General features: G+C 72.8%; 9 protein-coding genes and 1 pseudogene. 7 read left to right on the plus strand and 3 right to left on the minus strand.

Going from position 1 to position 11,849, the window contains the following annotated elements; genetic code table 11:
- Positions 1–182 precede the first annotated feature (182 nt).
- From HET64_RS29875 to HET64_RS29895, 5 genes are all read left to right on the plus strand, one after another.
- On the plus strand, positions 183–695 hold the full coding sequence (locus tag HET64_RS29875; protein WP_215110276.1) for a MarR family transcriptional regulator: 513 nt from the start codon (positions 183–185) through the stop codon (positions 693–695).
- A gap of 31 nt (positions 696–726) precedes the next feature.
- Positions 727–3,270, plus strand: coding sequence for an MFS transporter (locus tag HET64_RS29880; RefSeq protein ID WP_215110269.1), 2,544 nt, complete (start codon positions 727–729; stop codon positions 3,268–3,270).
- Positions 3,271–3,516: 246 nt separating this feature from the next.
- Positions 3,517–4,332: a YceI family protein gene (locus HET64_RS29885; protein WP_215110270.1), complete on the plus strand. Its 816-nt coding sequence runs from the start codon at positions 3,517–3,519 to the stop codon at positions 4,330–4,332.
- 55 nt (positions 4,333–4,387) lie between these two features.
- Entirely contained in the window at positions 4,388–4,858 is a 471-nt protein-coding gene (locus HET64_RS29890; protein WP_215110271.1) for a PPOX class F420-dependent oxidoreductase, read from the plus strand.
- 106 nt (positions 4,859–4,964) lie between these two features.
- Positions 4,965–5,948: an NAD(P)-dependent oxidoreductase gene (locus HET64_RS29895; RefSeq protein ID WP_215110277.1), complete on the plus strand. Its 984-nt coding sequence runs from the start codon at positions 4,965–4,967 to the stop codon at positions 5,946–5,948.
- Between the two features lie 99 nt (positions 5,949–6,047).
- On the opposite strand, the gene HET64_RS29900 is transcribed toward HET64_RS29895, so the two are convergent.
- Together HET64_RS29900 and HET64_RS29905 are read right to left on the minus strand one after the other, a co-directional pair.
- Complete coding sequence (locus HET64_RS29900) at positions 6,048–6,950, minus strand: TetR/AcrR family transcriptional regulator (protein WP_215110272.1); 903 nt, start codon at positions 6,948–6,950, stop codon at positions 6,048–6,050.
- Positions 6,951–7,079: 129 nt separating this feature from the next.
- Entirely contained in the window at positions 7,080–8,750 is a 1,671-nt protein-coding gene (locus HET64_RS29905) for a DHA2 family efflux MFS transporter permease subunit (protein ID WP_215110273.1), read from the minus strand.
- Between the two features lie 253 nt (positions 8,751–9,003).
- Here HET64_RS29905 and HET64_RS29910 point away from each other — a divergent pair, with 253 nt between their 5' ends.
- A complete protein-coding gene (locus HET64_RS29910; RefSeq protein ID WP_215110274.1) occupies positions 9,004–9,891 on the plus strand; it encodes an endonuclease/exonuclease/phosphatase family protein in 888 nt (295 codons plus the stop codon).
- Between the two features lie 174 nt (positions 9,892–10,065).
- Positions 10,066–11,229, plus strand: a complete 1,164-nt coding sequence (locus tag HET64_RS29915; protein WP_215110275.1) for a serine hydrolase — start codon at positions 10,066–10,068, stop codon at positions 11,227–11,229.
- Between the two features lie 23 nt (positions 11,230–11,252).
- Here the strand turns inward: HET64_RS29915 and HET64_RS29920 are convergent.
- Positions 11,253–11,849: pseudogene (locus HET64_RS29920) on the minus strand (glycosyl transferase); the annotation flags it as partial.

Consider the following 11,849-nt stretch of genomic DNA (forward strand, 5'->3'; position numbering starts at 1 on the left):
GGGCCACCCCGCACCCCGTGCGACCTGCGTCGCCGCAGCCGGGGAACGGGCTTGACCCGGACCCTACGGAGGCTTTTGCGTTCCTTTACTTCTGCAAGGCCGTTTTCGTTTGCCTGTAGCAACCAACGGCTTCTATCGTTGCCCTAAGCAACAACATAGACGTGAGTGTGCTGGGGGTTCCCGTGGCCGCACGGAGTAGTTACGAGGAACTGGCCCGGCAGCTCAGCGCCGTCGGGGCCGTCAAAAGGGGGCTCGCCCGCGCACTGCCCCACGAATGTCCCGCGGGATCCGCCGCCGTACTGACCCTCCTGGACCGGCACGGCGAGATGCGGATCAGCCGGCTCGCCGAGCTGCTGTCCGTGGACATGTCGGTGACCAGCCGCCACGTGGCCCATGTGGCCGATCGCGGCTGGATCGAACGGTCTCCGGACCCGTCGGACAAGCGGTCCCGCATCCTGCGGCTGACCCCCGGCGGGCACGAACAGCTCGACGAACTGACCCGGCGGACCACCGAGGTGTTCGCCCACAACCTCCAGGACTGGTCCGACGACGACGTCGGCCGGCTCATCGCACTGCTGTCGCGGCTGCGCGACAGCTTCGCCTGTCGCGGATCCGGCGGCTGTGCCCCCGGACGTCACACCGGCGAGTGCAGGACCCGCCTCGGCGACGAGGCTCACACCCGTACACCTGTGTAACAGAAGCAAATTCGCACGGATAAGGAACTCAATGGCTACGACCACACCCACCGGTGTGCGGGGCGGCCACGCCAAGCACGGAGGGCACGGAGGCACCACCGCCTCCGGCGTCTCCGACGGCACGCCGATGACACACCGGCAGATCATGGAGGCACTGGCCGGGCTGCTGCTCGGCATGTTCGTCGCGATCCTGTCGTCGACGGTCGTCTCCAATGCCCTGCCCGAGATCATCTCCGACCTCGGCGGCGGCCAGAGCGCCTACACCTGGGTCGTGACGGCCTCGCTGCTGGCCATGACCGCCACCACCCCGCTCTGGGGCAAGCTCTCGGACCTCTTCAGCAAGAAGCTGCTGGTCCAGATAGCCCTGGTCATCTACGTCCTGGGCTCGGTCGTCGCCGGTCTGTCGACCAGCAGCGGCATGCTCATCGCCTGCCGGGTCGTCCAGGGCATCGGCGTCGGCGGTCTCTCCGCCCTCGCGCAGATCGTCATGGCCGCGATGATCGCCCCGCGCGAGCGCGGCCGTTACAGCGGCTACCTGGGCGCGGTCTTCGCCGTCGCCACCGTCGGCGGTCCGCTGCTCGGCGGCGTCATCACCGACACCAGCTGGATGGGCTGGCGCTGGTGCTTCTACGTGGGCGTGCCGTTCGCGATCATCGCGCTGATCGTGCTCCAGAAGACCCTGAAGCTCCCGGTCGTCAAGCGCGAGGGCGTCAAGGTCGACTGGACCGGCGCGTTCTTCATCAGCGCCGCCGTCTCCCTGCTGCTGGTCTGGGTGACCTTCGCGGGCGACAAGTACGACTGGCTCTCGTGGCAGAGCGGCGTGATGGTCGCGGGCTCCGTCCTGCTCGGCCTGATCTTCGTCTTCACCGAGTCGCGGGCCGCCGAGCCGATCATCCCGCTGCGCCTCTTCCGCAACCGCACCATCACGCTGGCCTCGATCGCCTCGCTGTTCGTCGGCATCGCGATGTTCGCGGGCACCGTCTTCTTCAGCCAGTACTTCCAGCTGGCGCGCGGCAAGTCGCCGACGATGTCCGGTGTGATGACCATCCCGATGATCGCGGGGCTCTTCCTCTCCTCGACCATCTCCGGCCAGGTCATCACCAAGACCGGGCGCTGGAAGGCGTGGCTGGTCACCGGTGGCTTCCTGGTCACGGCCGGGCTCGGGATGCTCGGCACGATCCGGTACGACACCGCGTACTGGCACGTCGCGGTCTACATGTTCGTCATGGGTCTCGGCATCGGCATGATGATGCAGAACCTGGTCCTCGCCACCCAGAACCAGGTCGCCCCCGAAGACCTCGGTTCCGCGAGCTCCGTCGTCACCTTCTTCCGCTCCCTCGGCGGTGCGATCGGCGTCTCGGCGCTCGGCGCGGTCCTGGGCAACCGGGTCACCCACTACGTCAAGGACGGCATCGCCGACCTCGGCCCGGAGGGTGCGGCGTTCGGCCACGGCGGTACCGGCGGCGGGGGCATCCCCGACCTGGACAAGCTGCCCGAGCCCCTGCGCCTGGTCATGGAGGCCGCGTACGGGCACGGCGTCGGCGACGTCTTCCTGTACGCCGCTCCGGCCGCGCTCGTCGCCTTCATCGTGACGATCTTCATCAAGGAGGTCGCGTTGAAGAGCAGCGTGGCGAACGACGCCTCCGCCGACGCCCCCGCCGTCGGGACGGCCGAGGTCCCCGTGCCCGCCGCGGTCGGCGCGGTCACCGGTCCGGTCTCCGAGGGCGCGGCCGGGGTCACCTCGGTCGACACCGCCGGTGTCCCCGCCTCCGCCTCGTACGACACCGTCGACAGCGGCGGCGTACAGGGCGGCGCCTCGGTCCACGGTGTGGTGCGTGGCGCGGAGGGCGCTCCGGTCGCCCGCGCCGCCGTCACCCTGATCTCGCTGGGCGGCCGGCAGCTCGGCCGCTCCGTGGCCCGGCCCGACGGCGGCTACGCCCTGGACGCCCCCGGCTCCGGCAGCTACGTGCTGATCGCCTCCGCCGACGGCTTCCAGCCGCAGGCGTCCACGGTGGTCGTCGGTGAGGAGCCGCTGGCCTTCGACATCCTGCTGTCCGGTACGAGCGGACTGGCCGGAACGGTCAAGGCCGCCGAGTCCGGCGCACCCGTCGACGGCGCGATGGTCGTCGTGACCGACGTCCGGGGCGACGTGCTGGCCACCGGCGCGTCCGGCCCAGCCGGTGAGTTCGCCTTCGGCGAGCTGATCCCGGGCTCCGTGACCGTCGCGGTCAACGCCGCCGGTTTCCGTCCGCTGGCACTGCCGGTGGAGATCGGCGGCCAGGGCGTCACCCGCGTCGAGGCCGCGCTGCGGTCCGGTGCGCTGGTCCGGGGCGTCGTGCGGGCCGGGTCCGCCCGGAGCCCGCTGACCGACGCGCGGGTCACCCTGATCGACGCGGCGGGCAACGTGGTCGCCACCGCGACGACCGGCGAGGACGGGGCGTACGCCTTCACCGACCTGGACGCGGGCGAGTACGCGGTCATCGCGACCGGCTACCCGCCGGTGGCCGGATCGCTCACCGTGAGCGGCCCGGGAGTCGACGGGCACGACATCGAACTCGCTCACCCGGGTGAGTGATTGATCCCCGCGGCACGGGCGCGCGTGCACCTATAGGGATGCGCGCGAGCACGTGAAGGGATCGCGAAGACCCCTGGTCGGACGGCACTTCCAGCGGAGAGGCTGTCACGACCGGGTGGAAATGGGCCCCGGTGGCGGGTACGGCGAGCAGGGGACGGCCTGCCGTGACCGCCCCGGGGCCGACTCATGTGGCCCCGGGTTCCTTCGGGCCGGCCGCGGGTCATCGAGCTAGGAGAGAGATACGGGATGGGACTTCGCGCACAGGTACGGACACGGGACGGCTGGGCGGTCCAGCACGCCGTCGTCACCGTCACCGACATGACCGGCGCCCAGGTGCTGCGCGCCGCGGCCGACGAGGACGGGGCCGTCCGGACGGACGGCTCCCTGACGGCCGGCGCGTACACGGTGATCGTCACGGCGGTCGGGTACGCGCCCGCCGCCTCCACCGCCCTCGTCACCGCGAGCGGCCGGATCGAGGGCGGCCAGATCGTGCTGGCCCGCCAGGGCGGGGTCGAACTGCCTCCGCCGGGCGTCTGGTCGCTGGATCCCGCGCACTCCTCGGTCGGCGCGGTCGCCCAGCACCTGGGGATCTCCAGCGTGCACGGCCGCTTCACCGACTTCGGCGGCCGGATCGAGATCGCCGAGGACGTCTCCCGCTCCCGGGTCGACGCGGTGATCAGGGCGGCCGGCATCGACACCGGCAACGAGATGCGGGACAAGCACCTGCGCTCGCCGGACTTCCTGGACGTGGACCGGTACCCGGAGATCGCCTACCGCTCCACCGCGCTGGCCCCGGCGGGACCCGACCGCTGGACCGTGCACGGCGAGCTGACCATGCACGGCGTCTCGCGCCCCGTCGACCTGGACCTCAGCTACCTCGGCACCGGGCCGGACCCGTGGGGCGGGGTGCGCGCGGCCTTCCACGCCACCGCCGAACTGCGCCGCGCCGACTTCGCGATGAACTACAACCAGGTCGTCCAGGCGGGCATCTCCGCGATCGGAACGACGCTGCGCGTGGAGCTGGACATCCAGGCCGTGCAGGGCGAGGCGCTGCCCGGTTAGCCTCCGGCGGGGCGCTTCCCGGTCCCTGGCCCGGGCCGGTCGTAGGGTGGTGGGCATGGCACCGAACATCGCGACCAACACCGCCGTGGAGCTCGACGAGTTGCTGGCGTTCGTACGCCCCCGGCACCGGGCGGTCCTGCTCACCACCCGGGCCGACGGCCGCCCCCAGGGCTCCCCGCTGACCTGCGGCGTGGACGACGCGGGGCGGATCGTCATGTCGACGTACCCCGAGCGCGCCAAGACCCGCAACGCGCGGCGCGACGAACGGGTCAGCGTGATCGTGCTGTCGGACGAGTGGGACGGGCCGTGGGTGCAGGTCGACGGTGCGGCGGAGGTCATCGACGCCCCGGACTCGGTCGAGCCGCTCGTCGCGTACTTCCGGAACATCTCCGGCGAGCACCCGGACTGGGACGAGTACCGGGCGGCGATGGTGAAGCAGGGCAAGTCGATCATCCGGGTCACTCCGGAGCGCTGGGGCCCCGTCGCCACCGGCGGCTTCCCGGCCCACCTGGCCCCGGGGAGCTGACCGCGCGATGACCGCAGAAGCCACGGGGGTCGGGGAGAGCGGGAACGCCGAACCCGGCCCGCCGATACCCGCCCCGGGTCAGCCCCACTCGCTCCTCGCGTGCGGGATGCCCGTCCCGGCCCCGCTGCCCTCGCCCGAGGCCCTGGCGAAGGCCCGGCTGCTGGTCGCGCCCTCGCTCGACGGCGGTCTGGTACGGGAACTGGAGCGGATCACCGGACGGGCCGCGGAGCTTCTGGAGGACGTCCCGCCGCCGTCCGACGCGCCCCTGCTGTGCGTGGGCGAGACACTGCCCGACGCGCTGCGGACGAGTCGGCTGCTCTGGTTCCACAGCGTCAACGCGGGGGCGGACCCGCTGTTCGCCGGGGGTCCCTGGCCCGGCTCGGCGCTCCTGACCCGGACCGTGGGCCGGATGGGCGAGCGGATCGCCCAGTACGTCCTGGCCTGGATGCTCGCCGAGTGCCAGTCCGTACCGGAGTTCACCGCCCTCCACGCCCGCGCGCACTGGGAGCGCCTCCCTTCGGAGCTCGTCGCCGGGCAGACCGCCCTGATCTACGGGACCGGCCGCATCGGCGCGGCCGTCGGGCGGCTGCTGGGCGCCTGCGGGGTACGCACCGTAGGCGTCGCCCGCACGACGCGGTCCGGTCCCGCGCCCGGCACCGCCCGGATGGTGCCCGGCTTCGACCGCGTGATCGGGGCCGCCGACGACGACGCGGTGCTGGGCGAGGCCCGTTGGGTGATCTCCACGCTGCCGTTGACCGGGGCCACGGAGGGCTTCTTCGGGGCCGCCCGGTTCGCGGCGGTGCGCGGGGCGACGTTCGTCAACGTGGGGCGGGGCGCGACCGTCGACATGGGGGCGCTGGAGACCGCGCTGCGGGACGGCCGGGTACGGCGGGCCGTGCTGGACGTGCTGCCGGAGGAACCGGCCGTGCCCGGCGACCCGGTGTGGAAGCTGCCCCGTACGGTCATCACCTCGCACTCCTCGGGGATCACCACCGACGAGGACGTCTCCGTCGACTTCACCACCTGCTGGGAGGCCGTGACGGCGGGCCGCAGGCCCGAGCTGACGGTGGACGCGGGGCGCGGGTACTGAAGCCGGCGCACAGCCGGCGAACGCTCAGTACCGCGGTACTCGTCGGGCGTTGCCGGGCGTCCCTCGTCACGCGCTGCTGGGTGTTTCCCGGAGAAGCGGCTACGGGGCGGTCGAGCCCGTCCGGTCGCGCACCGCCTCGATGCCGGCGACCAGCAGGTCCAGCGCGAACACGAAGTCCCGTTCGCGCATCTCCTCGACCGTGTCCCCGCCCCGGGCCGCCATCAGGCCGTCGGAGTAGTCGACGATCTTCCGCAGGTGCGGCTGCGCCCTGATCGTGCCCATCGCCTGCTGGTGGTACTCGTCCTGGGTGATCCCGGCCGCGTCGCACCGCGCCTTGAAGTGGCCCTCGACGGTGCCGAATCCGTACACGAACTGGAAGACCGCCGAGAGCGCGCCCGTCTGCCGTTCCAGGGGCAGCCCGGTGGCCCGGACGATGTCCTGGACGGCGTACGAGAACAGCATGGAGTTCGGGCCGATGTTGAGGAAGGTCCCGGCCAGCGGGGAGATCCAGATGTGGCGGACGAGGAGCTCGCGGTAGCTGCGGGCCAGCTCCCGCAGCCGGTCGGGCCAGTCAGCGTCCTCGCGGGGCGGGGCGATCTCGGCGTAGACCGAGTCGAGCGCCAGTTCCAGCAGGTCGTCCTTGGTGTCGACGTACCAGTAGAGGGACATCGCGGTGACGTCCAGCTCGGCGGCGAGCCGGCGCATCGAGAACTTGGCGAGGCCGTCGGCGTCCAGCAGGCGCACCGACGCCTCGGTGATCCGGTTGCGGTCCAGGCCCGCCGGGGACTCGGACCTGCGGGAGCGCGAAGGGGCCCGGCGGTCCAGCCATACGCTGGTCCGCGCGGCGTTGCTCTCCCGGTCGGGCCCGTCCCCGGACGCGGACCCGGTCCCGGTCCCGTCCACGGCCCCGGTCCCGTCCACGGACCCGGTCCCGGCCCCGGACTCCGGATCGGGCTCGGGCACGGACTCCCGGTCGGACTCGCGGTCGGACTCGGACACCATGGCGCACTCTCCTCGTCTTGCGCGGACCGCTCCGCCGAGCGGTCCTGCCGGAAGGGCGGGACCGAGCCGTCCTGCCGGAAGGACGGCGTACCGGACGCTGACGGTCCGGTACGCGCGTCCGGTCCGATGCTATGCCGCCGGTCCCGTCGAGTCTGCCCGGTCCCCGGCCTTCGCGGCCTCGGCCCGCGCGGCCCCGGCCACCGGCGTCTTCGTTGCGTCGGCGTGCGGCGCCGCCGTGGCGTCGGCCGTCGGCGTCTTCGTCGCGTCGTCCTGCGGCGCCCCCGCGGCCCCGGCCACCGCCGTCTCCGCCCGCTCGGCCCGGCGCAGCAGCAGCGCGGCGAGCAGTCCGCCCGCCAGCACCGCGACCGCGCCGACCAGTTGGCTGACCTCCAGGCCCGAGGCGAAGGCGTCCTTGATCTGCTCGCGGGCGGCGGGCCCGTCGGCGGCGGCCAGGGCCGCGGGCAGCGAGGCGGCGCCGACGGCGGCCGGCACGAGAGCGGCGAAGCGGGCGTTCAGCACCGCGCCGAGCACCGCGACCCCCAGTCCGTTGCCGAACTCCGCGAGCATGCCGTTGACCCCCGCGCCCACCCCGGCCTTCTCCGGCGGGATCGCGCTCATGATGGCGTTGGCCATCGCGGGCATGGCGAGGGCGACGCCCGCACCCATCACGACCAGGCCGAACAGCATGCCGCCGTACCCGCCGTCGCCCCCGCCGAGCACCGCGATCGCGGCGAGGCCTGCCGCCAGGCAGCTCATCCCCGCCGCGATGACGACGGGCGTGCCGAACTTCTGGACCATGCGCGCGCCGAGGCCCGTGAGGTTGAGGGCGACCACGGTGAGCGCCATCGGCGCCGTCCGCAGACCCGCCTCCAACGGTCCGTACCCGAGGACGAACTGAAGGTGCTGGGTGAGCAGGAAGAGCGAGCCGGTCATCCCGAAGGCGACCAGGATGGCCCCCGCCACCGCACCGACGAACTTCTGGTTCCGGAAGAAGTGCATGTCGAGCATCGGGTGGGGAACGCGCAGCTCCCACAGCACGAACCCGGCCAGCACGGCGACGCCGACGAACACCGTCAGCAGCACTCGGCCGGACGCCCAGCCGTGCTCCGGCCCGGAGATGATCGCGAAGACGACCGCGGTCATACCGATCGTGGAGAGCAGCGCGCCCAGCAGATCCGGCCGCTCCCCCTGGCCGCTCTTCGACTCCGGGACGAGCCGGACGACGGCGGCCAGGGCGATCAGGGCGACCGGGATGTTGATGAGGAAGATCGCGCCCCACCAGAAGTGGTCGAGGACGAACCCGCCGAACAGCGGCCCCGCCGCGAAGCCGAGGGAGGAGACGGTCGACCAGATGCCGATCGCCTTGACGCGCTCGGTGTCGTCGAAGATCTGGACCACGACGGCGAGCGTGGTGGTGAGCAGCAGCGCGCCGCCGACCCCCATCCCGGCACGGGCCGCGATGAGCTGGGCCGATGACTGGGAGAGCCCGGCCACGAGCGAGCCGACGCCGAACAGCGCGAGGCCCACCAACAGCATCTTCTTGCGCCCGTAACGGTCGGCGGAGCTGCCCGCGGTGAGCAGCAGCCCTGCCTGGACGAGTGAGTAGGCGTTGATCATCCACTGCACGTCGGCGGTGGAGGCGTCCAGCTCCGCGGTGAGGGAGGGGATCGCCACGTTGAGGACGGTGTTGTCGAGCAGCACCGTGAGCTGGGCCAGGCAGATGACGCCGAGGATCAGCCAGCGTTGCGGATACTGCCCCTGGGGGGCGAGGTCTGGTCGCTGTGCGGCGGGCGCCGTCATGCGGGCTCCTTGGGCTCCGGGGTCCGGTGCGGTGGCAACGCGCTCCGGAGTGGCCGTACGGCACGCGAAGCTCGGCACTGTACGGCGTATGGCAGGTCGTTGACATACACCGTAAGGCAGTCCCTGTACAACGTACAAGTCGAATTTCGTGCCACCGGACCGGCCGCGCCGGTGGGACCCGCGTGGCGGCCGGGCGGTACGGTTCTCGACGCTGACCTGACAAAGTGCGCGATTTTCGGCCGGTTGGAGAGCCATGTCGCTGCGTCGCCGTACCTCTCGTATCCCTCAACTCCTGTTCGCCGCATCCCTCCTGGGTGCGCTCATCGCGCCGCCCGCCGCCGCCGTCGCCACGACCCGCCCCCCTTCCGGCGGGGACGTGCCGCTGCGGGTCGCCACGTACAACATCCACGCCGGGGCGGGCGTGGACGGTGTCTTCGACCTGGACCGCCAGACGGCCGAACTCCTCTCACTCCGCGCGGATGTGATCGGCCTTCAGGAGGTCGACCGGCACTGGGGCGACCGCAGCGAGTGGCGGGATCTCGCGGGCGAGCTGGCGCGGCGGCTGCGCATGCACGTCTCGTTCGCCCCGATCTACAGCCTGGACCCGGCCCGGCCGGGCGACCCCCGGGCGGAGTACGGGGTGGCGGTGCTGTCGCGGCACCGGATCGTGAGCGCCGAGAACCACGAGATCACCCGCCTCTCCACCCAGGACCCGAACCCCACCCCCGCTCCCGCCCCGGGGTTCGGCGAGGTCGTCGTACGGGTGCGGGGGCTGCCCGTGCACGTGTACGTGACCCACCTCGACTACCGCCCGGACCCCGCCGTCCGCGTCGCCCAGGTCGCCGACACCCGGCGGATCATGGCCGAGGACCGGGGCCCGCGGATCCTGCTCGGCGACTTCAACGCGGAGCCCGCCGCCCCCGAACTGGCCCCGCTGTGGCGGGAGCTGGCGGACGCCGACCCGGGTGCGCCCACCTTCCCGGCGCGGGACCCGGTCAAGCGGATCGACTTCGTGGCGGTGTCGAAGGGCGGGCCGGGCACCGGGATCACGGTGCGCAGGGCATGGGTGCCGGAGACCGTCGCCTCCGACCACCGGCCGGTGGTGGCGGACCTGGTGGTACGGGGAGGAAGGGGCCGATGAGTCCCGGGCGGGCCGGAAGTCATCATTTTCGGTCCGCATGCCTCCTTTTACGGCCGGCGCGCGTCCTCCTGTCCGAGGGCCGCGCCCGGTCCACCACCCGCGGTCGCGCACCGCGGGGCACCCCCCGGGGCGCAGGCTCCGACAGCACACGCGGTACCGGACGAAGGACGACCCATGACCACCACCTCCCTGCACGAACTGCTCGACGCCCACATCGCCGAGGGGTCGCTGCCGGGCGCGGTGGCCCTGGTCGCCCGGGGCGGAAGGACCGAGGTGGCGGCAGCCGGTACGGCGAGCCTCGGCGGGTCCACCCCGATGCGGCGGGACTCGCTCTTCCGTATCGCCTCGATCACCAAGCCGATCGTGGCGGCGGCTGCCATGACCCTCGTCGAGGACGGCCTGATCGCCCCCGCCGACCCGGTCGCGGCATGGCTTCCCGAACTGGCCGCGCCCCTGGTCGTACGGACCCCGCGGAGCCCGGTCGACGACGTGGTGTCGGCGGTCCGCCCGATCACCCTGCTGGACCTGCTGACCTTCCGGGCCGGCTACGGCTTCCCTTCCGACTTCTCGCTCCCGGCCGTCGCCCCGTTGTTCGCCGAGCTGAAGCAGGGCCCGCCGCAGCCGCAGGCCGTCCTCGCGCCGGACGCCTGGATGGCCGCGCTGTCCCGGGTCCCGTTGCTGCACCAGCCGGGCGACGGCTGGCTCTACAACACGTGCTCCGACATCCTCGGCGTCCTCATCGCCCGGGTCGCCGACCGCCCGCTGCCCGGGTATCTGGCGGAGCGGCTGTTCGAGCCCCTCGGAATGACGGACACCGGGTTCGCCGTGGAGCCCGCCGCGCTGGACCGGTTCACCAGCTACTACCGGGCCGGGGCGGACAGCGGAGGCGATCCGGTGCTGGTCGACGCCCCGGACGGGCAGTGGAGCAGCCCGCCCGCCTTCCCGTCCGGCGCGGGCGGCCTGGTCTCGACCGTCGACGACTGGGCCGCCTTCGGCCGGATGCTGCTCGCCGGGGGGCTGAACGACGGCGGCCACCGGGTGCTGGCCGCCGAGTCGGTCCGCCAGATGATCACCGATCACCTCACCCCGGAGCAGCGCGCCGCGAGCGGGCTGTTCACGGAGGGGCAGGGCTGGGGCTTCGGCGGTGCGGTGGACGTCGAGGTCGCGGCCCCCTGGAACGTGCTGGGCCGCTACGGCTGGGTCGGCGGCACCGGCACCACGGCCCACGTCATCCCGGCCACGGGCACGGTCGCCGTCCTGCTCACCCAGCTGGAGATGGCCGGGCCCGCCGCTCCGCGGGTGATGCGGGACTTCTGGACGTACGCGGCCGGGTTCTGAGCCCGACCGCGTACGCCCGGTCCTCAGCCGGCGGGCCGCGTCAGGTCGTAGAACGTGGCGCTGCCGACGGTGACCTCGGTGAAGTTCTCCGTCACCCAGGAGGAGATCCGCGACGAGGTAACGGAGTTGCCGCCCATGCCGCCGCCTCCTTCCGTCCCGCCGCCCGGGCCGCCTCCCGTGCCTCCGCCCGTGCCACCGCCCGAGACGAAGTAGTGGATCTTCCCCTCCGCGACGTACCGCTGGAACTGGGCCAACGTCGGTGCCGGGTCGCTCCCGTTGAAGCCGCCGATCGCCATCACCGGTTCGCCGGTCGCGAGTTGGTAGCTGGCCGCGTTCTGCGCGCCGACGGCGGCGGCGACCCAGGTGTAGCCGTCCGCGTCCTCCTCCAGCAGCGCCTTCGCCTCGGCGTCGACGGACGCGCCGTTGAGCAGCCCGCCCATGCCGCCGCCTCCGCCGCCACCCCTCAAGCCTTCGCCGAAACCGGGGTTCGTGCCCCTGCCCGTCCCCGTACCGCCGGGCGCGGTTCCTCCCGGTGCCGTTCCTCCCGGTGCGGCGCCTCCGGGCAACGTGGGCATGCCGCCCTGGCCCTGGCCCTGCGCCTGGCCGGGAGGCTGCTGCAT

This window comes from Streptomyces sp. McG3 (genome assembly GCF_018619185.1).
GTDB lineage: Bacteria > Actinomycetota > Actinomycetes > Streptomycetales > Streptomycetaceae > Streptomyces.

What these genes read in the sequence shown, in the direction of transcription:
- HET64_RS29900 (WP_215110272.1), bottom strand. Translation starts at nt 6,950, where the DNA reads ATGGTGTCCGAGTCCGACCGCGAGTCCGACCGGGAGTCCGTGCCCGAG.
- HET64_RS29910 (WP_215110274.1), top strand. Translation starts at nt 9,004, where the DNA reads ATGTCGCTGCGTCGCCGTACCTCTCGTATCCCTCAACTCCTGTTCGCC.
- HET64_RS29905 (WP_215110273.1), bottom strand. Translation starts at nt 8,750, where the DNA reads ATGACGGCGCCCGCCGCACAGCGACCAGACCTCGCCCCCCAGGGGCAG.
- HET64_RS29885 (WP_215110270.1), top strand. Translation starts at nt 3,517, where the DNA reads ATGGGACTTCGCGCACAGGTACGGACACGGGACGGCTGGGCGGTCCAG.
- HET64_RS29880 (WP_215110269.1), top strand. Translation starts at nt 727, where the DNA reads ATGGCTACGACCACACCCACCGGTGTGCGGGGCGGCCACGCCAAGCAC.
- HET64_RS29895 (WP_215110277.1), top strand. Translation starts at nt 4,965, where the DNA reads ATGCCCGTCCCGGCCCCGCTGCCCTCGCCCGAGGCCCTGGCGAAGGCC.
- HET64_RS29915 (WP_215110275.1), top strand. Translation starts at nt 10,066, where the DNA reads ATGACCACCACCTCCCTGCACGAACTGCTCGACGCCCACATCGCCGAG.
- HET64_RS29890 (WP_215110271.1), top strand. Translation starts at nt 4,388, where the DNA reads ATGGCACCGAACATCGCGACCAACACCGCCGTGGAGCTCGACGAGTTG.